The sequence below is a fragment of the Qipengyuania sp. 902 genome, assembly GCF_051195295.1.
Classification (GTDB): Bacteria; Pseudomonadota; Alphaproteobacteria; order Sphingomonadales; family Sphingomonadaceae; genus Qipengyuania.
Genome location: NZ_JBNJLJ010000002.1, coordinates 54831 through 73333, shown reverse-complemented (window position 1 = coordinate 73333; position 18503 = coordinate 54831). Strand labels below are relative to the sequence as shown.

Sequence of the window (18503 nt, the reverse complement as noted above, 5' to 3'; positions counted from 1 at the left end):
CTATCCTTGAATCTGTAGCGCCGTTTCCCGTGGCGCACCGGCGCAATTGCGCCCGACCGGCTGTCCGGATTCTGAACGCGGAAAGAGCCTGTCAGAAAGGTTCGGCGATCACGCCCGCAGGCGCCAACCTGTCCTGAAGATATAGGCGATCACCGCTGTGCAGGCGGCGAGAAACGCAAGGGTGATTCCGAAGCTGACCCAGATGTTCACGTCGCTGCTGCCGTAAAAGGTCCAGCGCAACCCACTGACGAGATAGACGATGGGATTGGCCAGTGCGATCGTGTCCCACGGCGCAGGGAGCATATCGATCGAGTAGAAAGTCCCCCCGAGGAAGGTCAGCGGGGTGAGGAACAGCATCGGGATGATGCCGAGCTTCTCGAAATTGTCCGCCCAGATGCCGAGGATGAAGCCGAACAGGCTGAAAGCAGCCGCGACGAGCATGATGTAGAGCACGGCGAGCAGAGGATAGGCGATGCTGTAGTCGACGAAGAACCGCGCCGTCGCCAGGATGATGGCGGCCAGAATAAGACTCTTGGTCATTGCCGCCCCGACGAAGCCGATCAGCGTTTCGGCCACTCCGACGGGCGCGCTCAGCAATTCGTAGATCGTGCCGGTGAAGCGCGGCATGTAGATGCCGAAGCTCGAATTGCTGGTCGTCTCGCCGAGCAGGGTGAGCATCAGCAAGCCGGGGATGATGAAGGCCCCGTAATCCACCCCGCCAAGGTCGGGCATACGCCCCCCGATGGCCGCGCCGAAGACGATGAAATAAAGCGTGGTCGTCAGCACGGGGGCGAGGACGGACTGGAAGGCGGTCCGCAGGAACCGCAGCAATTCGCGCTTGTAGATCGACCAGGTGGAGCGCCACGCGATCATTGGGCGTTCTCCCCGAGCAGTGAGACGAAGATATCTTCGAGACTGCTCTCGCGCGTTTCGATGCCGACGTAATCGATGCCGGCGTGGGTGAGCGCCTTAGTGAGGTCCGCAACCTCGGCCTTGCCGCGGCCGGTGCCGTCTCCGCCGCGGTAGCAGAGCGACATACCATCCTGTTCGATCTCGACCGGGAGTTGCGCGATCACCGGCGGCAATGTCTGCATCGGTTCGGCGAGAGCGATATGCGCTTCGGTGCGGCCCAGCTTTGCCATCAGCGCGTCCTTCTCGTCCACCGCGATAATCTGGCCGTTGCGGATCACGCCGACGCGGTCCGCCATTTCCTCGGCTTCCTCAATATAATGGGTCGTGAGAATTATGGTGACTCCGCGCGCGCGCATCTGGTCGATGATCGCCCACATGCCCTTCCGCAGCTCGACATCTACGCCGGCCGTGGGTTCGTCGAGGAACAGCAGGTCGGGTTCGTGCGCCAGTGCCTTGGCGATAAGGACGCGGCGCTTCATCCCGCCCGACAGCGCCATGATCCGCTCGTCGCGCTTCTCCCACAGGCTCAGGCTGCGAAGGATTTCCTCGATCCGCGCGGGATTGGGCGGGAGGCCGAAAAGCCCGCGCGAATAGCTGACCGCGCGCTTCACCGGCTCGAACATGTCGGTGCTCAGTTCCTGCGGCACGAGGCCGATGCGGGCGCGCGCCTTGCGCCAGTCGGTGGCGAGATCGTGGCCGAAGGCGCGGATCGTGCCGCTGCTCGGCCGCACCAGCCCGCAGACTGCGCCGATCAGCGTGGTCTTGCCCGCCCCGTTCGGACCGAGCAGCGCGAAAATCTCGCCCTTGCGGATTGTCAGATCGACGTCGTCGAGCGCTTTCAGCCCGCCGGGATAGACCTTGGTCAGGCCGCTGAGTTCGAGAATCGGCTCCACTCAGCCGTGGCTAGCGGCAATCCAGTTTCCGTGAAAGCCCGGCGGGATAAGATGCGGAATATGCACGGACGCGACCGGCTCGAGCGTGACGGCCTCGAAGATTTCAAGCGTACTGGTGTTCTCGTTGCGATCAATGACATAGCCCATGATCCAGCCATCGCCTTCCGGAGCCTCGTGGCTGCGCGGCACGAAGACGAATTCGCCGGGAATGCGGCCCTCGCCGAAATCGTGTTCGATCTTCTCGCCGGTCTGCAGGTCATGGCGATAGATCGGTAGGGCGGAGACGAAATCGAGATCGCCTTCGAGCCCGTCCGACCACAAATAGCGATAGGGCTTGGTGAAATAGCGTTCGTCGGGTCGCGGGAACTCCTGCCCTGCGGCATCGAGCGTGACACGCTCGACCGATTGTATCGCGGGGTCGACAGTCCAGCGCTCAAGACCTAGCGGCTTACCATAAGGGCCCGGCATCTCACCGTCGAAAATGGTCTCGTAGGCGCACAGGTCGATCACGACCTTGCCCTCGGCCTCGAAACTGTTGCCGACGTGGAACACGTAGCAGGGATCGACATCGCACCACACGATGTCATCTGCGCCGCCCTTGCGTGGCAGCAGTCCGACGCGCGCCCGATGCTCGCGATTCCAGCGATAGGGAAAACGCTGGCCTGCGAGGAGTGCCCGCATCGAAAAGGTCACCGGCAGGTCGAGGATGACAACGTAGTTCTCGGTCAAAGCGCAATCATGGATGGAGGGGCCATTGACGACCGGAATTGCGATTTCGCGCAGAACTTCGCCTTGCTCGTTCAATGCGACGTGCCAGATCCGGTTGGGCTTGTCCGCCTGATAACAAATTGCGTGATGCTCTCCGGTCACCGGACACTGGTGCGGATGGGCGGTAAAGGATCCCGCAAGACCTCCCCCGAAATCGCTGTAAGCCACGCTTTCTAGATTCTCGTCCAGCTGGACGGGATAGGAATTCGCTTCGACCAGCGCCATGATCGTACCGCCGATTCCCATGACATTGGTATTGACCGTGTCACTGTACCCACGACGCGGACCGCCGACGCCTTTCGGGCCACCTTTCGCTTGAAGCTCGTGCGAACGGATGAAGCGGTTGCGGTACCATTCGGCCTTGCCGCCCTTCAGCCGCACACCGTGGACCATGCCATCGCCGATGAACCAGTGATGCCCCTTGCCCGCATCACCAAAGGGATTGGGGCCGATCCGGACATAGCGACCATCGAGTTCGGCGGGGATCGTGCCGGTCACCGCCAAATTCTCGATTGTCTTCTCTTCCGTCATCGGCGTGTGGACGCCCTTGAGAAACGGATTTTCCGATGGTTCGGCCAGGCGCGTGCGATTGACGGTAGCCACAGCCTGGATCGCTGGGGTGACGGCCTTGCGGATGGTTTTCTCGATGACGCTTGCCATATGCGAATCGCCTTGTCTAAAGTGAACACCGTCAACATAGAGGCAATGATAACAGTGTCAACATCGGCTGAGACTTACCACCACGGCAGCCTGCGGGATGCGCTCTTGACGGAGGGAATTGCAGCACTGGAAGGTGGCGAGGGCAAGGAGCCGTCGTTGCGCGAACTGGCCCGCCGAGTGGGAGTGTCCGCCACTGCCGTCTATCGCCACTTTCCTGACAAGCAGGCCCTGAACCGGGCCCTCGCCCGCGAAGGCTCCAAATTGCTTGGGATTGCTCAGAAACAGGCCGCGGACACGTCTCACCATCTATCGACCAAATTTGCTCTGACGGGACGAGCTTACGTCCGCTTCGCGCTCGCCCATCCTGTGCTGTTTCGCCTGATGTTTACGCAGGGGGAGCCGGTCGAGCTTGGCGATGAGGACCCGGATCCCGCACGCGAATTGTTGACCGAACTAGCTTGCGAGTTGTCCGCTACCCGCGAAGAGGCGGAGCGCCTCGCACTGCAAGCCTGGTCGATCGCGCATGGTATCGCCATGCTCATGCTTGATGGCCGGATTCCGGCGGACGACGCGCTAATCGACCGCCTGCTCGACACCGGCAGCCTGTTCCCGGTTCAGGGCAGCAGCAGCGAGGAATCCCCGTAGCTGTAGAAGCGGTACTCGTTCGCGATCGCATGATCGTATGCCGCCACCATCCGCTCCCGCCCCATCAGAGCGCTGACCAGCATCATCAGTGTCGATTTGGGCAGGTGAAAATTCGTCATCAGCCCATCCACCGCGCGGAAGCGATATCCCGGGGTGATGAAGATGTCGGTATCACCCGCGAAGGCTTGGATTACGCCATCTTCACCCGTGGCGCTCTCGAGCAGGCGCAGGCTGGTGGTGCCGACGGCGATGACCCGCCCGCCCGCTGCACGCGCCGCATTGAGGCGCTCGGCGGTCTCGGGCTCAATCCGGCCCCATTCTGAGTGCATCGCATGGTCGTCGGTATCGTCGGCCTTGACCGGCAGGAAAGTCCCCGCCCCGACATGCAGCGTCAGCGTCTCGCGCGCGATGCCCGCCGCATCCAGCGCGTCCATCAGGCGGGGCGTAAAATGCAGCGCAGCAGTCGGCGCGGCGACCGCACCGTCCTCACGCGCGAACATCGTCTGGTAGTCCTCGCGATCCTGCGCATCCGTCGCACGCTTGCCCGCGATATAGGGCGGTAGCGGCATGCGCCCTGCCCGCTCGAGCAGGACTTCGACGGGTTCTTCTCCGTGAAAGGCGAGGACGAAGCTGCCATCGGCAAGCCGCTCTTCCGCTGTCGCCGAAACTCCTCCGCCGAACGCGACTGTCTCGCCCGGACGCAATCGCTTGGCGTTGCGGATGAAGGCCTGCCAGCGTCTCAGATCGATCCGCTTGTGCAGCATTGCGCCGATCTTCGCTTCGCCGCGCCGCCCTTCGAGCTGCGCCGGGATCACGCGGGTGTCGTTGAACACCAGCACGTCGCCGCGCCTCAACAGACGCGGCAAATCGCTCACCCCCGCATCTTCGAAAGGCTCTTCTCCCCGGACGACGAGCATGCGCGCTGCATCCCGCGGCCGCGCCGGGCGCAGCGCGATCAGTTCTTGCGGGAGGTCGAAATCGAACAGGTCAACGCGCATAACGGCCGCCGATTAGGCGCGCGTCACCGAAGGCGCAAACGCTATTCCTGGATCGGAGCGTTGAGGTCGTCGACGCTGATTTCGTCGGCAGCGCGCGGCGCGGTGTTGATCGGCACGGGCTTGCCATCGGTGGCGATCGAAGCCTGCAGGATCCGCGTCGGGTTCTGCGGCGGCTCGCCGCGCTGGATCGCGTCGACTCCAGCCATGTTCGAAATCACGCGGCCGAAATTCGTGTATTTCTGGTCAAGGCTGAAGCGCGGGTAGAAGACGATGAAGAACTGGCTGTTCGCGCTATTCTCGTCCGCCGCGCGAGCCATGGCTACCGTGCCACGGACATGCGGCATCGGATTGAATTCCTCGTCGATGTCCGGAAGCTGCGATGCACCTGTACCGGTGCCGGTCGGATCGCCGGTCTGCGCCATGAAGCCGTCGATCACGCGGTGGAAGATCACGCCATCGTAGAAACCTTGGCGGGTGAGCGTCTTGATCCGCTCCACATGGTTCGGTGCCCAGCCCGGCATCAGGCGGATTGCTACGCGCTCGCCATTCGAAAGGTCGAGCAGGAGGATATTCTCGGGCTCCACCGCCATGTCGAAGCTGACCGGGTCATACGTGCGCGTGTCCTGCGCCGCAGCCGGCGTTTCGGCCTCCTGCGCAATAGCACCGATCGGCATGGTCGCGGCGAGTGCAGCGGCGGCAAGGGCAAGCGAAGTCTTGAACATGGGTATCCCATCGATGTGTCTGGATTGCCGCCCCTCTAACGAGCGCGGTCTGTCCATTCAATGAATAGCATTGGTGTGTCTCAATAATCGCCGCGGAGACCGGTTTGCTTAACACGCGCGACCACTTCGTCGCATACGGATTTGCTGACGAAGGGGCTGATGTCGCCGCCGAACATCGCGATTTCCTTGACGAGCCGCGAGGCGATCGGCTGGAGCGAGACATCGGCCATGAGGAATACGGTCTCGACGTCGTCGTCGAGCTGCTGGTTCATACCGGCCATCTGGTATTCGTATTCGAAATCCGCCACAGCGCGCAGCCCGCGGATGATCACGTTTGCGCCCATCTTCTGCGCGAATTTCACCAGCAGGGCGTTGAAGCCGACCACCTCGACATTGGTAAGCCCCATGTCGGCAATTTCGCGCTCGACCATGGCGAAGCGTTCCTCGGTCGAGAACATCGGGTTCTTGGACGGATTGGTCGTCACACCGATGATGAGCTTGTCGACCAGCTTCGAGCCGCGCCGGAGGATGTCCGCATGGCCCAGCGTGATGGGATCGAATGTGCCGGGGTAGATGCCGATGCGCTCTGCCATCAATGGTCCCTCTTCACGATAAAGCGCGCCAGTTCGACCAGCAGCCGCGCGTCTTCGCCGTGGCTGCTAAGATGCTTGCCCGCTTGCTCGACCAGCATTTCCGCCTGTGCGCGCGCCTGGTCCACGCCCATCAGCGTAACGAAGGTCTGCTTGCCCTGCCCTTCGTCCTTGCGCAGCGCCTTGCCGGCCTTGTCCTCGTCGCCTTCGACGTCGAGAAGGTCGTCGGCAATCTGGAAGGCGAGACCGATGTCGCGGGCATAGGCGCGCAAGTGCGTGCGTCCTTCCGGCGGAACCCTACCGAGCACGGCGCCCATTTCGACGCTCGCGGCCAGCAGAGCGCCGGTCTTGAGCTGTTGCAGCCGGGTGATCTGGCGCAAGTCGTATTGCTGCTGTTCGGAGGCGATATCCATCATCTGCCCGCCAGCCATGCCGTCGTGGCCGCTGGCGCGCGAAAGCGTCGCGACCAGTTCTGCCCGCACGAACGGATCGGTGCTGGTGTCTGGCTGGGTCAGGATATCGAAGGCGAGAGCGTGGAGGCAATCGCCTGCCAGCACCGCCGTCGCCTCGTCGAACGCTTTATGCAGCGTCGGCTTGCCGTGGCGCAGATCGTCGTCGTCCATGCAGGGCAGATCGTCATGAATCAGCGAATAGGCGTGGATCGCTTCGACCGCACAGCCCGCGTTCACCGCCGCACTCCGATTCACGCCGTAAAGATCTGCCGTCGCCGCCAGCAGCAGCGGGCGCACGCGCTTGCCGCCGCCGATCGCGGCATAGCGCATCGCCTCGATCAGCGGCGCGCGGCTGTCGTCCGGGACGGGCAGGAAAGCGTCGAATGCGCTGTCGATCTCGGCCTGAATACGCTCGAATGCTGCGGCGAGGATGTCGGGCATTGCCGTCATCGCGTTCACGCGGGGCTGCCTGCATCGAAGGGCTCGGTTCCGGCCGGCTTGCCGTCGGCGCCTTGCACAATCTTCTCGATCCGCGCCTGCGCTGCATCGAGCCGCGCCTGGCAGGCCTTGCGCAGTGCCTCGCCGCGTTCATAGAGGTCGATGCTCTCGTCGAGCGGCACATCGCCGCTTTCGAGCCTGCGAACCACGTCTTCGAGCGCGCGCAGGGCCTCTTCGAAACTCATATCTGCAATCGGAGTGTCTTGCTCTGTCATCGCGGCGGAGCATTGACCGCGCGGGCGTGGGCGGTCAAGTAACCCGAAACACCGGGGAGCCGATATGACGTGGATTGTCGCCTTTGTCGCCGCCGCCATCGTGTTTGGCGTGCTCGACGCCCTCTGGCTCGGCTGGGCCGGCGACAATTTCTACCGCCCTCGCTTGAGCGACATGCTGGCGGACAGTTTCCGCATGGCTCCGGCGCTGGTTTTCTACGTCGCTTACATCGCCGGGATCGTGTGGTTCGCGGTGCGTCCCGGTCTGGCTGGCGGGGTCGGGACGGCGGCGCTGAACGGCGCGCTGCTGGGGGCGCTGTGTTACGCGACCTACGATCTCACCAACCAGGCAACGCTGCGGCAGTGGTCGACGACGGTGACGGTCGCCGACATCTGCTGGGGCGCTTTTGCTACGGCGGTCGCGGCGAGTGTGGCGACATTCGCGGCGACCAAGCTGGTCTGAGCCGAGCATGTTCATCGGCCACTTCGCACCTGCGCTAGCGGCGAAAGCGATCACTAAGGACGCACCGCGTCTTGGCACGCTGTTCATAGCCGCGCAGCTGGTGGACTGGGCCTTCTTCCTGCTTGCCATGGTCGGTATAGAGAAGATGCGCGTGGTGCCGGGCATCACCGAAATGAACCCGATGGATTTCTACCACATGCCGATCACGCACAGCCTGGTGGGCACGGGAGGATTCGCGATCGGCTTCGCCGCGTTGGTCTACCTGCTGTCGCGCAACGCGATTGCAGCCATTTGGGCGGGCATAGTGGTCCTGTCACACTGGTTGCTCGACTTGCTGGTGCACCGCCCGGACCTGACCATCGCGGGCGGCGAGACGAAACTCGGCTTCGGGCTATGGAACAAGCCGTGGATCGAAATGCCGCTGGAACTGGGGCTGATGGGCCTCGCCTTCTGGTGGTACATGCGGCGTACGAAGGGCCCGATCGTGCCGCCGCTGGTATTGCTCTTCACCCTGCTCGCTCTGCAAGCCATCAACTGGTTCGGGCCGGAACCACAGGCCGCCGATTTCGCCTTCCTCGCGACCGGGCTGTTCGCCTTCGCCTTGCTCACCGCACTGGCCTATTGGGTCAGCCTCACACGGTGGCATAAGGGCGAGGTGGGACTAGCGGTCGCGACCCCGCCCCGCTAAGGGCGCGGGCCATGAACACACCCGAGTCCGCCATCACCCCCGACGTCGTCGCCCAGCACGGGCTGAGCGAGGAAGAATACGACCGCGTATTGCATGCGCTGGGCCGCGAGCCGAACCTTGTGGAACTGGGCATCTTCTCGGTGATGTGGAGCGAGCATTGCTCCTACAAAAGCTCGCGCCTCCATCTCAAGAAGCTGCCGACCGAGGCACCTTGGGTCATATGTGGTCCGGGCGAGAACGCGGGCGTCATCGATATCGGCGACGGTCAGGCCGCCATCTTCAAGATGGAGAGCCACAACCACCCGAGCTACATCGAGCCATACCAGGGCGCGGCGACGGGTGTCGGCGGCATCCTGCGCGACGTCTTCACCATGGGTGCGCGCCCGGTCGCGAATGCCAATGCGCTGCGCTTTGGCCGCCCCGAGCATCCGAAGATGAAGCACCTCGTGCAGGGCGTGGTCGCGGGCATCGGCGGCTATGGCAATTGCGTGGGCGTGCCGACCGTGTGCGGCGAAACCAATTTCCACCCTGCCTATGACGGCAACATCCTCGTCAATGCGATGACCGTCGGTGTCGCCGATGCGGACAAGATTTTCTACAGCGCGGCGACCGGCGTCGGAAACCCGATTGTCTATGTCGGCTCGAAGACCGGGCGCGATGGCATCCATGGCGCGACCATGGCTTCGGCCGACTTCGAGGAAGATGCCGAGGCCAAGCGTCCCACGGTTCAGGTGGGCGACCCGTTCACCGAGAAGCTGCTCATCGAAGCCTGCCTCGAACTGATGGCGACCGATGCCATCGTCGCCATCCAGGACATGGGCGCAGCGGGCCTCACCTCTTCCAGCGTCGAAATGGCGACCAACGGCAAGGCGGGCATCCGGCTCGACATGAATAAGGTGCCGTGCCGCGAAGAGGGGATGACGCCCTATGAAATGATGCTCAGCGAAAGCCAGGAGCGCATGCTCATGGTGCTGAAGCCCGGCAAGGAAGAAATGGCGGCGGCCATTTTCGAGAAGTGGGAGCTCGATTTCGCAGTCATCGGTGAAGTCACCGATACGCAGCACATGGTGCTCGAATTCGGCGGCGAAGTCGTGTGCGACATTCCGCTCGGCCCCCTCGCGGCCGATGCGCCCGAGTACGACCGCCCTTACCTCTCGAAAGAAGAATACGCTTCGTGGGCTGGCATCAAGCCCATGACCGAGCGTCCCGACACCGACGATGTCGGCGGCGATTTGATGACGCTGCTCGCCTCACCCAACCTGTCTTCGCGCAAGTGGATTTCCGAGCAATACGACAGCCAAGTCGGTGCCGATACGCTACAGACCGGCGGCGATGCGGGCGTGGTCCGCGTCCATGGCACCAAGAAGGCACTGGCCACCAGCACCGACTGCACCCCGCGCTATGTCCACGCCGACCCCTATGAAGGCGGCAAGCAGGCGATTGCCGAGGCATACCGCAACCTGTGCGCAGTAGGCGCGCGTCCGCTGGCGGTGACCAACTGCCTCAATTTCGCCAATCCGCAGCGCCCCGAAATCATGGCGCAATTCGTCCACGCGCTCGAAGGCATGGGCCGCGCCTGCCGCGTGCTCGACTTCCCGATCGTGAGCGGCAATGTCAGCCTCTACAACGAGAGCAAGGCGACCGGCGGCGGCTCTGCTATCCTGCCCACCCCGGCCATCGGCGGTGTCGGCCTGATCGACGATTACGACCACATGATGACGATGCCGTTCAAAGCCGAGGGCGAGGCAATCTACCTCATCCACGCCGAGGAATGGGCCACCGCCGATCCGGAACGTTCTCATCTCGGCAAGTCGCTGTGGCTGTCTGAAATCCACGGCCGCGACGAAGGCCGCACCCCGCCGACCGACCTAACGGTCGAAAAGAACGCGGGCAAGATCGTGCTCCAGTTAATTGCCGACGGTCTGGTCAGCGCGGTTCACGATGTCTCCGACGGCGGTCTCGCAATTGCGCTTGCCGAAATGGCCATGGCAGGCGGCATCGGTGCCGAAGTCGAGTGGAACGAGGAATATAGCCAGGCCGCGTGGTGGTTCGGCGAAGACCAAGGCCGCTACGTTGTGACCGTCCCCGATACGCAAGCGCTCAACGAAGCACTCGCCAAGGGAACGGAGAACGACGAGACCGCTGCAATCGGCTTCCGTCGCATCGGCAAGACCGGCGGCAGCACGCTCTTCGGTAAAACGATCGACGAGATGCGCGCCGCCCATCGCAGCTTCTTCAGCGAGTGGATGGACGGCTAGGCGCAGTGTCTACAGGTGTTCGGGCTGCCGATGGAAAGAAGTTAACATGACCGCAGGCCATTCCGACACCCCGCTTGCCAAGAAGCTCTCGCTGCGTGATGGCCAGCGAGTCTGGTTCTACGAAATGCCGGAAAGCGTGCAGGACGAGATCGGCGAATACGCTCTCGATCTTACCTTTGTCACTAGCCCGGACGAGCGGCCCGATGCCGCCCATATCTTCGTGACCGAAAAAGCCCTGCTCAAACGCAAACTCGCGGAACTGCGCCACAGTATCGCGCCCGACGGGCAGGTCTGGGTCAGCTGGCCAAAGAAAGATGCCGGCGTCGACACCGAGATCGACGAGCACGATGTCCGCGAAGCGGGGCTTGCTATCGGCTTCGTCGATACGAAGAAGTGCGCGGCGGACGAAATCTGGTCGGGTCTCAAGCTCGTCATCCGCAAGGACCTGCGCTGAATTGCCAATCTGAAAGCATCGAGATGCGCGATCACGATAGTCCGCCTTACTCCATGCCTGCCCTCGCCAACGAGGAGCGAGTCTTACGCGCCCGCAATATGCGCGACCGGCTGAAGGAACGGCGCAGCTGCCGCTATTTCTCCGACGCGCCAGTGCCGCGCGAAGTCATCGAGTCGGCTATCGAGGCAGCGGGCAGCGCGCCCAATGGCGCGAACCACCAGCCTTGGCATTTCGCCGTCGTCTCATCGCCCGAAACCAAGCGCGCCATTCGCGAGGCGGCCGAGGCGGAAGAGCGCACCTTCTACAGCGGCAAGGCGAGCGACGAATGGCTGGAAGCGCTCGGCCCCCTCGGCACCGATGCGGACAAGCCGTTCCTTGAAACCGCTCCGTGGCTTATCGTGGTCTTCGCGCAGCGCAAGGACGGGATCGGGGAGGACGGGAAGACACAGAATTACTACGTCAACGAAAGCGTCGGCATCGCGTGCGGCATGCTGATTACTACCTTGCACGAAGCCGGGCTATCGACCCTGACCCACACACCCTCGCCGATGGGCTTCTTACGCGAGATTTGCGGGCGACCCGACCATGAGAAGCCGCTGATGATCGTGGTTGCGGGCTTGCCGTCGGACGAAGCTACCGTCCCGAAGAAAGCGACCGAAAAGAAGCCGCTGTCGCAAATCGCCAGCTGGCTCTGACCCTCAGGCGGCGGCGCTTTCGCTCGTTGATCCGGCGAGCAAATCGTATGGATCGATCCCTTCCTCGCGCCAGATACGGTGGCATTCGCGATACCAGCGTGGCTCGGGAATATTGAGGTCGGCTCGCGCTTCGCAGAGGTCCTTCGCAAGCAAATCCCTGATCGACAGTCCGACCAGCGGTGGACATGCCTTGCCCGTACGATGCGCTTCGCGCGTTGCCTTGAGCACCGGGGCTTGGCTGCCCCTCCGCAGCTTCTTGATGTGCAGCGATCCCGCATAGCCGAGCAGCAAGTGTCCTTGGCTCGGCGACTGGCCATGGGTGAACAGCAGCACGCATTGTTCCCCAAGCGCGTCGCGACCGTAACCGGTCAGGACATGCATCAAGTCGTGCGTGTCGCGCTGGCGAAAGCCGAACCACTGGACCAGATCGGGATATGTCGGACGGCCGGCTTTTTCGAATTCTTCCACCAGGCCCGCAGCCGTCAGCCCCTCGCTCTCCATGAAGTCACAATAGGCTTGCGCAACGCTGCCTTGCGGGAAGGTGCGCAGCATGTCGTGATCGTCGAGCAGTGTGGGAAGAAACGGCTCACGCTCGCGCAATTCCTCGCCGCGCGGGCTGAGCGCAAGGTCGCGCACCCGCGGCACAAAGCTTTTCGACGGTAGCGCGTCGTAGATCTGGAAGACGATCGCCGTGTTTTCCTTGTCCTTCAAGAGCTCGCGAAAGCCCCTGATGGCGACAAGCGGCCGGTATTTCGGCTGGGGACGATCCGGGTGCCGCAGCGGCGTGCCATCCGAGGCTGCGTCCATCGCGGCAGTAAAGCTGATGTGTTCATTCATTATGCAAGCCTCTTTCCGGCTTACATATTCGAGAGCCGCGGCGCATAATTGGAAATGCGCGCCATCGAAATATTAACCTTCGACCCAGTCGGATTGCGCGATACCGAGCAATTTCAGGATCGACGTCAGGTTCTCGCTCGCGATCCTGCCATTGGCCGCATCGCGCGCCTTGGGCTTGGCGCGATAGGCAATGCCGTAATCCGCCGCCTCGACCATTGGAATGTCGTTCGCTCCGTCGCCGGTGGCCAGCACCCTCGCCCCTTCGCCCAGCTGGTCTCGCTCTTCCTCGAGCGTTGCGAGCTTGGTCGAGGCATCGCTTATGGGGCCGGCCAGTTCACCGGTCAGCTTCCCGTCGTGCACACCGAGGCGATTGCCGACGACCCGTTCGAATCCCAAACGGTCTGCGACCGGGTCCGCGAAATGATGGAATCCTCCCGTTACGAGGACGGTGCGGCACCCTTTTGCGGCTAGCGTGGCCACCAGCGTCCGCGCGCCGGGGACGGGCACGATCCGTTCGGCCAAGCATCGGTCGATGGCTGTTTCCTCCAGCCCCTCGAGCAGGCTGACCCGCTCGGTCAGCGCATCGGCGAAATCGAGCTCGCCGCGCATGGCACGCTCGGTGATGGCAGCGACCCGATCTTTCAAACCGGCGAAATCCGCCAGCTCGTCGATGCATTCCTGCCCGATCATCGTCGAATCCATGTCCGAGACGAACAGGCGCGGCACCTCGATTTCATGATCGGCAACGAGCTGGTCGACCTCGCCGAAGTGCTCAACCAGCAGTGCGGTCAGCTGCGCGGGATCGCCATGTGGCAGCGCAAATTGCAACACGTCTCCGCAGAAATCGAGCATCCCTGCCATCGCGACCGGCATGTCCGCTTCGGCGAGCGCTTTCGTTGCCGCGTCGACACGGGTTTCGATGCCTTGCTGGTCTGCTATCAGCCGGGCGATGAGCACTGCGCAATCTCCTGAAAAACCGTCGGTCGCGCTCATTGCAGGGCCGACTGCGAGCGGCAAGAGCGATCTCGCCGTGCGGCTGGCGCTGCGGCTGGAGGCGAGCGGTCGGCGCAGCGCGGTGATCAATGCGGATAGCCAGCAAGTCTATCGCGACCTGCATATCCTTTCGGCCCGCCCGAGCGCGGAGGAGACGGGCGGCATCGCGCACCGTCTGTTCGGCACTTGGGATGGCGCGCAGGCGTGCTCGGCCGTAGACTGGGCCGCCGCGGCGAAAAGCGAGATCGAGCAGGTCCATGCCGCTGGCGGCGTCCCGATCCTGTGCGGCGGGACGGGTCTCTACATGCGCACGCTGCTTGAGGGCATCTCCCCCATCCCCGCCATCGACCCCGGCATTCGCGAGTCTGTGAGAGCACTATCGGTGGAAGAATTGCGACAAGCCTTGGCAGAGGAAGACTTCGAAGCGGCCGGTCGGCTTGGCCCGCGAGACGTGCAACGCATGGCGCGTGCGCTGGAGGTCGTCCGCTCGACCGGGCTTCCCATGGTCTATTGGCAGGATCGCCCGACCGGCGGGATCGGCACCGAAATCGCGCTGCATCCGGTGGTGCTGCTTCCCGATCGCGATTGGCTCTACTCCCGCTGCGATTTGCGGTTCGAACGCATGCTTGATGGCGGCGCGCTAGCAGAGGTGGAAGCGCTTCTCGCCCGCAAGCTCGATCCGGCGCTCCCGGTTATGCGCGCCATCGGTGTTCCGGAGATCGCGGCCATGCTCGAAGGCGAACTATCGCGCGACCAAGCTATCGCCGCTGGGCAGACCGCCACACGCCAGTATGCCAAGCGCCAATACACATGGTTCCGCAACCAGCCACCGCCAGACTGGCCGCGAGCGGATAACAAAACTATCGCGGAGTACGATTTTTTTGTTTCTTTATTTCAATAAGGCGGTTGACCGCGTAATGCCAAAGGGCGTATCAGGATCGCAGTCGGCCCGGTGCTTCAGACCCCAGCACCGGGCCGATTTGTGCCTAGGACCTAGCCATACGGCCCGGAGGATGACGTGACGGACGAGCGCAGCGGTGCTGCCATATTGATCGATTGCCTCAAGCGGCAGGGTGTCGAGTTCGTGTTCGGCTATCCGGGCGGTGCGGTGCTGCCGATCTACGACGAGCTCTTCGCGGACGAGGATATTCGCCACATCCTCGTGCGGCACGAAGCCGGCGCGGCGCATGCGGCGGAAGGCTATGCCCGCTCCACCGGCAAGCCCGGCGTGGTCCTCGTCACCAGCGGACCGGGCGCGACCAATGCGGTGACCGGCATTGCGGATGCCTATATGGACTCGATCCCGATGGTGGTGATCACCGGCCAGGTGCCCACTGCGCTGATCGGCACCGATGCCTTTCAGGAAGCCGACACCGTCGGCCTCACCCGCCACTGCACCAAGCACAACTATCTCGTGAAAGACCCGGAGCGGCTACGCGCCACGATCAACGAGGCGTTCCGCATCGCCACTACGGGTCGCCCCGGCCCCGTCGTCGTCGATATTCCGAAAGACGTGCAGATCGCACTGGCCGATGCAAGCGCTCAGGACGAGACCCCCCTGCCCTCGCACCGCTACCAGCCCCGCATGGTCGGCGCGGCGGATGAGATCGCCGAGGCGGTCGAGATGATCGCCAAGGCAGAGCGCCCGGTGTTCTATACCGGCGGCGGCGTGATCAATGCTGGGCCGCAGGCGTCCGAAACGCTTCGCCAGCTGCAGTCAGCGACGAATGCCCCCGTGACCAGCACTTTGATGGGTCTCGGTGCCTTTCCCGCCGACCATCCCGACTGGCTCGGCATGCTTGGAATGCACGGCACCTACGAAGCCAATATGGCGATGAACAAGGCGGACCTGATCATCGCAGTCGGCGCGCGCTTCGACGATCGCGTGACCGGCCGGCTAGACGCCTTCGCACCGCAGGCGAAGAAAATCCACATCGACATCGACCGCGCGCAGATCAACAAGATCGTGCCCGTCGACCTAGGCATCGTCGGCGACTGCGGCCATGTGCTCGAGCAGCTGCTTGAAGGTCTCAAGAGCCGCACGACACGCGACCTAAGCGAGTGGAGGGCGCGCATTCTCGGTTGGAAGGCGCGCGACTGTCTCGCTTATCCCGACAAGGGCGGCGACCTCATCATGCCGCAGAAGAGCGTGGAGCGCCTCTTCGCCCTGACCAAGGACCGCGACCCGATCATCACCACCGAAGTCGGCCAGCACCAGATGTGGGCGGCGCAATATTTCGGCTTCATGGGTCCGAACAAGTGGCTGACCAGCGGCGGTCTCGGCACGATGGGCTATGGCTTGCCCGCAGCGATCGGCGCGCAGCTCGGCAATCCGGACAGGCTGGTGATCGATATCGCGGGCGAAGCCAGCATCCAGATGAACATCCAGGAACTCGGCACGGCCAGCCAGTACCGCCTGCCGGTCAAGGTGTTCATCCTCAACAACGAATACATGGGCATGGTCCGCCAGTGGCAGGAACTGACCTACGAAAGCCGCTATTCGAACAGCTATTCCGACAGCCTGCCGGACTTCGTGAAGCTGGCCGAAGCCTATGGCTGGAAAGGCATTCGCATCGAGGACGAAAGCCAGCTCGACGTCGGGATCGAAGCCATGCTCGCGCATGACGGGCCGGTGATCATCGATTGCATGGTGGCCAAGGAAGCAAACTGCTTTCCGATGATCCCCAGCGGCGCGGCGCATACCGACATGCTGCTCTATGGCGACCAGGTCGGCGGCACGATGGACGACGAAGCGAAGGCTTTGGTGTGATGGGTATGCACGTAAAAATACCGTCGGAGTTCGCACAGCAGGCCGAACGCCGCGTCTGGTTCGATCGTCAGCACGCCGAGCAAATGCTCGACTGGATCGAGGATAGCGGGCAGCGTTTTCTCGGTATGGATGTCGCCCAGAAGCAGGACGACGGCAATTGGGTGCTCTTGCTGGAGACCTTGGACCTCAGCCGCCAGACCGATAATTTCGAAGCCATTCGGCGTGGTCGAGATTTCCTCCGTGAATACGATGGCGCCGGGCGGATGTTCGAACCCGTTTGGGAAGGACGTTCGACGTGAAAATCGCAGAGCAAGCGTCCGAGCGGCACGTCCTCAACGTGATCGTCGACAACGAGCCCGGCATCCTCGCCAAGATCACCGGCATGTTCACGGCGCGCGGCTACAATATCGACAGCCTGACCGTGGCCGATATCTCGGAAGACCACGCGATCAGCCGCATCACCATCGTGACGCGCGGCCCGGAGCCTGTGATCGACCAGATCCGCGCGCAGCTGGAGCGGCTGGTGCCCGTGCACAAGGTCATCGACCTCACCGAAAGCGGCGCGCATGTCGAACGCGAACTGGCGCTGGTCAAGGTTGCCGGCAAGGGCGATAACCGGGTCGAGGCACTGCGCATCGCCGAACTGTTTCGCGCCAATGTCGTCGATACCACTACCAGCAGTTTCGTTTTCGAGCTGACCGGCGCGCCGGACAAGATCGACAGCTTCATCGCGCTGATGCGCGAACTCGGCCTGGTCGAGGTCGGTCGCTCGGGAATCGTCGGTATGATGCGCGGAGCGGAGAGACACTGAAGGACACCACCGCTCGTCATCCCCGCAAAGGCGGGGATCCCGCTCGCTTGCGGGACCGGGCGACATGACAGGAAACGGGACCCCCGCGTGCGCGGGGGTGACGAGAGAACAAAAGGACCAGGACACGTGCAAGTCTATTACGATGCCGATTGCGACCAGCAGCTCATCAAGGACAAGAAGGTCGCCATTGTCGGCTATGGCAGCCAGGGCCATGCCCATGCCCAGAACCTGCGTGACAGCGGGGTCGGCGAAGTCGTCATCGCGCTGCGCGAGGGATCGGCCACGGCGAAGAAGGCGGAAGGCGCGGGCTTCACCGTCAAGACCGTTTCGGAAGCTGCCGAATGGGCCGACGTGCTCATGATCCTCGCGCCCGACGAGCACCAGGCTGCGATCTATGCGAACGAAATTGCGGGCAAGATGCGCCCCGGCACCGCTCTCGCTTTCGCACACGGCCTCAATATCCATTTCGGCCTGATCGACCCGCCGGGCGATGTCGATGTCATCATGATCGCCCCCAAGGGCCCCGGCCACACCGTGCGCGGCGAGTACATCAAGGGCGGCGGCGTGCCTTGCCTCATCGCGGTCCACCAAGAGAGCAGCCAGTCGGGCGGCAACGGCTTCGCCAAACAGCTCGCTCTCTCCTATGCCAGCGCCGTCGGCGGCGGCCGTTCGGGCATCATCGAGACGGATTTCAAGGAAGAGTGCGAGACCGACCTTTTCGGCGAACAGGCCGTGCTATGCGGCGGCATCACCCACCTCATCCAGGCCGGTTTCGAAACGCTGGTGGACGCCGGATACGCGCCCGAAATGGCCTATTTCGAATGCCTCCACGAAACCAAGCTGATCGTTGATCTGCTCTATGAAGGCGGCATCGCCAACATGCGCTATTCGATCTCGAACACTGCCGAATACGGCGACATCAAGACCGGACCGCGTATCATCACCGACGAGACCAAGGCCGAAATGGCTCGCGTGCTCAAGGACATCCAGTCCGGTCGCTTCGTGAAGGATTTCGTGCTCGACAACCAGGCCGGCCAGCCCGAACTCAAGGCAAGCCGCAAAGCCGCTGCCGCGCATCCGATCGAGAAGACCGGAGCGCAGCTTCGCGCCATGATGCCGTGGATCGGTGCCAACAAGCTGGTCGACAAGGAACGCAACTAGTCGAAAACCCGGTGACTTTCGCA

Annotated in this window: 21 protein-coding genes; 11 read left to right on the top strand and 10 right to left on the bottom strand. The window is 63.0% G+C overall.

All coding sequences use genetic code 11. From position 1 onward, the window contains the following. Positions 1-108: 108 nt before the first annotated feature. The 3 genes from ACSH0F_RS05410 to ACSH0F_RS05400 are packed head-to-tail and all read right to left on the bottom strand — an operon-like array spanning position 109 to position 3233. A complete protein-coding gene (locus ACSH0F_RS05410) occupies positions 109-873 on the bottom strand; it encodes an ABC transporter permease (RefSeq protein ID WP_435200703.1) in 765 nt (254 codons plus the stop codon). After that, positions 870-1805, bottom strand: coding sequence for an ABC transporter ATP-binding protein (locus tag ACSH0F_RS05405; protein WP_435200701.1), 936 nt, complete (start codon positions 1803-1805; stop codon positions 870-872). Before ACSH0F_RS05405 ends, ACSH0F_RS05410 begins: the two co-directional genes overlap by 4 nt. Continuing rightward, positions 1806-3233, bottom strand: coding sequence for a carotenoid oxygenase family protein (locus tag ACSH0F_RS05400; RefSeq protein WP_435200699.1), 1428 nt, complete (start codon positions 3231-3233; stop codon positions 1806-1808). On the opposite strand from ACSH0F_RS05400, the gene ACSH0F_RS05395 reads away from it, so the two are divergent. Continuing rightward, entirely contained in the window at positions 3234-3878 is a 645-nt protein-coding gene (locus tag ACSH0F_RS05395) for a TetR/AcrR family transcriptional regulator (RefSeq protein WP_435200697.1), read from the top strand. Here ACSH0F_RS05395 and queA read toward each other — a convergent pair. The 5 genes from queA to ACSH0F_RS05370 all read right to left on the bottom strand — a co-directional run bounded on the left by queA (position 3848) and on the right by ACSH0F_RS05370 (position 7353). Then, a complete protein-coding gene (queA, locus tag ACSH0F_RS05390; RefSeq protein WP_435200695.1) occupies positions 3848-4876 on the bottom strand; it encodes a tRNA preQ1(34) S-adenosylmethionine ribosyltransferase-isomerase QueA in 1029 nt (342 codons plus the stop codon). The genes ACSH0F_RS05395 and queA overlap by 31 nt on opposite strands. Positions 4877-4917: 41 nt before the next feature. Then, positions 4918-5598 (bottom strand): peptidylprolyl isomerase, encoded by a 681-nt coding sequence (locus ACSH0F_RS05385; RefSeq protein ID WP_435200693.1) that lies wholly within the window; start codon positions 5596-5598, stop codon positions 4918-4920. An 80-nt stretch (positions 5599-5678) separates the two neighbouring features. Further along, positions 5679-6191 (bottom strand): pantetheine-phosphate adenylyltransferase, encoded by a 513-nt coding sequence (gene coaD, locus ACSH0F_RS05380; protein WP_435200691.1) that lies wholly within the window; start codon positions 6189-6191, stop codon positions 5679-5681. Beyond that, positions 6191-7090, bottom strand: coding sequence for a polyprenyl synthetase family protein (locus ACSH0F_RS05375; protein WP_435202160.1), 900 nt, complete (start codon positions 7088-7090; stop codon positions 6191-6193). The genes coaD and ACSH0F_RS05375 overlap by 1 nt, the downstream gene beginning before the upstream one ends. 5 nt (positions 7091-7095) lie before the next feature. Then, complete coding sequence (locus tag ACSH0F_RS05370) at positions 7096-7353, bottom strand: exodeoxyribonuclease VII small subunit (protein WP_435200689.1); 258 nt, start codon at positions 7351-7353, stop codon at positions 7096-7098. A 64-nt stretch (positions 7354-7417) separates the two neighbouring features. Here ACSH0F_RS05370 and ACSH0F_RS05365 point away from each other — a divergent pair, with 64 nt between their 5' ends. Genes ACSH0F_RS05365 through ACSH0F_RS05345 form a run of 5 tightly spaced genes read left to right on the top strand, consistent with a single transcriptional unit; the run spans position 7418 to position 11908 of the window. After that, the gene (locus tag ACSH0F_RS05365) at positions 7418-7813 is read left to right on the top strand and encodes a DUF2177 family protein (protein WP_435200687.1); all 396 of its coding nucleotides are present in this window, start codon (positions 7418-7420) and stop codon (positions 7811-7813) included. Between the two features lie 7 nt (positions 7814-7820). Then, positions 7821-8501 (top strand): hypothetical protein, encoded by a 681-nt coding sequence (locus tag ACSH0F_RS05360; protein ID WP_435200685.1) that lies wholly within the window; start codon positions 7821-7823, stop codon positions 8499-8501. 11 nt (positions 8502-8512) lie between these two features. Next, positions 8513-10759 (top strand): phosphoribosylformylglycinamidine synthase subunit PurL, encoded by a 2247-nt coding sequence (purL, locus tag ACSH0F_RS05355; protein ID WP_435200683.1) that lies wholly within the window; start codon positions 8513-8515, stop codon positions 10757-10759. A 46-nt stretch (positions 10760-10805) separates the two neighbouring features. Further along, positions 10806-11213 (top strand): DUF3052 family protein, encoded by a 408-nt coding sequence (locus ACSH0F_RS05350; RefSeq protein ID WP_435200681.1) that lies wholly within the window; start codon positions 10806-10808, stop codon positions 11211-11213. A gap of 23 nt (positions 11214-11236) precedes the next feature. After that, on the top strand, positions 11237-11908 hold the full coding sequence (locus tag ACSH0F_RS05345; RefSeq protein ID WP_435200679.1) for a nitroreductase family protein: 672 nt from the start codon (positions 11237-11239) through the stop codon (positions 11906-11908). 3 nt (positions 11909-11911) lie between these two features. Here ACSH0F_RS05345 and ACSH0F_RS05340 read toward each other — a convergent pair whose 3' ends face one another. Together ACSH0F_RS05340 and serB are read right to left on the bottom strand one after the other, a co-directional pair. Beyond that, complete coding sequence (locus tag ACSH0F_RS05340; RefSeq protein WP_435200677.1) at positions 11912-12745, bottom strand: Coq4 family protein; 834 nt, start codon at positions 12743-12745, stop codon at positions 11912-11914. 72 nt (positions 12746-12817) lie between these two features. Further along, positions 12818-13702, bottom strand: a complete 885-nt coding sequence (serB, locus tag ACSH0F_RS05335) for a phosphoserine phosphatase SerB (protein ID WP_435200675.1) — start codon at positions 13700-13702, stop codon at positions 12818-12820. Here serB and miaA point away from each other — a divergent pair. From miaA to ilvC, 5 genes are all read left to right on the top strand, one after another. Then, complete coding sequence (miaA, locus tag ACSH0F_RS05330; protein ID WP_435200673.1) at positions 13695-14639, top strand: tRNA (adenosine(37)-N6)-dimethylallyltransferase MiaA; 945 nt, start codon at positions 13695-13697, stop codon at positions 14637-14639. The genes serB and miaA overlap by 8 nt on opposite strands. Before the next feature lie 117 nt (positions 14640-14756). Beyond that, a complete protein-coding gene (ilvB, locus tag ACSH0F_RS05325; RefSeq protein WP_435200671.1) occupies positions 14757-16508 on the top strand; it encodes a biosynthetic-type acetolactate synthase large subunit in 1752 nt (583 codons plus the stop codon). Continuing rightward, on the top strand, positions 16508-16807 hold the full coding sequence (locus ACSH0F_RS05320; RefSeq protein ID WP_435200669.1) for a hypothetical protein: 300 nt from the start codon (positions 16508-16510) through the stop codon (positions 16805-16807). Before ilvB ends, ACSH0F_RS05320 begins: the two co-directional genes overlap by 1 nt. Next, positions 16804-17319, top strand: a complete 516-nt coding sequence (gene ilvN / locus ACSH0F_RS05315) for an acetolactate synthase small subunit (protein WP_435200667.1) — start codon at positions 16804-16806, stop codon at positions 17317-17319. Before ACSH0F_RS05320 ends, ilvN begins: the two co-directional genes overlap by 4 nt. 126 nt (positions 17320-17445) lie before the next feature. After that, positions 17446-18480, top strand: a complete 1035-nt coding sequence (gene ilvC, locus ACSH0F_RS05310) for a ketol-acid reductoisomerase (RefSeq protein WP_435200665.1) — start codon at positions 17446-17448, stop codon at positions 18478-18480. The last annotated feature ends 23 nt before the right edge of the window (positions 18481-18503 follow it).

Coding starts and splice junctions, on each gene's coding strand:
- coaD (WP_435200691.1), bottom strand. CDS start 6,191: ATGGCAGAGCGCATCGGCATCTACCCCGGCACATTCGATCCCATCACG.
- ACSH0F_RS05365 (WP_435200687.1), top strand. CDS start 7,418: ATGACGTGGATTGTCGCCTTTGTCGCCGCCGCCATCGTGTTTGGCGTG.
- ACSH0F_RS05320 (WP_435200669.1), top strand. CDS start 16,508: ATGGGTATGCACGTAAAAATACCGTCGGAGTTCGCACAGCAGGCCGAA.
- purL (WP_435200683.1), top strand. CDS start 8,513: ATGAACACACCCGAGTCCGCCATCACCCCCGACGTCGTCGCCCAGCAC.
- ACSH0F_RS05410 (WP_435200703.1), bottom strand. CDS start 873: ATGATCGCGTGGCGCTCCACCTGGTCGATCTACAAGCGCGAATTGCTG.
- ACSH0F_RS05375 (WP_435202160.1), bottom strand. CDS start 7,090: ATGACGGCAATGCCCGACATCCTCGCCGCAGCATTCGAGCGTATTCAG.
- queA (WP_435200695.1), bottom strand. CDS start 4,876: ATGCGCGTTGACCTGTTCGATTTCGACCTCCCGCAAGAACTGATCGCG.
- ACSH0F_RS05395 (WP_435200697.1), top strand. CDS start 3,234: ATGCGAATCGCCTTGTCTAAAGTGAACACCGTCAACATAGAGGCAATG.
- ACSH0F_RS05345 (WP_435200679.1), top strand. CDS start 11,237: ATGCGCGATCACGATAGTCCGCCTTACTCCATGCCTGCCCTCGCCAAC.
- ACSH0F_RS05400 (WP_435200699.1), bottom strand. CDS start 3,233: ATGGCAAGCGTCATCGAGAAAACCATCCGCAAGGCCGTCACCCCAGCG.
- ACSH0F_RS05360 (WP_435200685.1), top strand. CDS start 7,821: ATGTTCATCGGCCACTTCGCACCTGCGCTAGCGGCGAAAGCGATCACT.
- ACSH0F_RS05340 (WP_435200677.1), bottom strand. CDS start 12,745: ATGAATGAACACATCAGCTTTACTGCCGCGATGGACGCAGCCTCGGAT.
- ACSH0F_RS05350 (WP_435200681.1), top strand. CDS start 10,806: ATGACCGCAGGCCATTCCGACACCCCGCTTGCCAAGAAGCTCTCGCTG.
- miaA (WP_435200673.1), top strand. CDS start 13,695: ATGAGCACTGCGCAATCTCCTGAAAAACCGTCGGTCGCGCTCATTGCA.
- ACSH0F_RS05385 (WP_435200693.1), bottom strand. CDS start 5,598: ATGTTCAAGACTTCGCTTGCCCTTGCCGCCGCTGCACTCGCCGCGACC.
- ACSH0F_RS05370 (WP_435200689.1), bottom strand. CDS start 7,353: ATGACAGAGCAAGACACTCCGATTGCAGATATGAGTTTCGAAGAGGCC.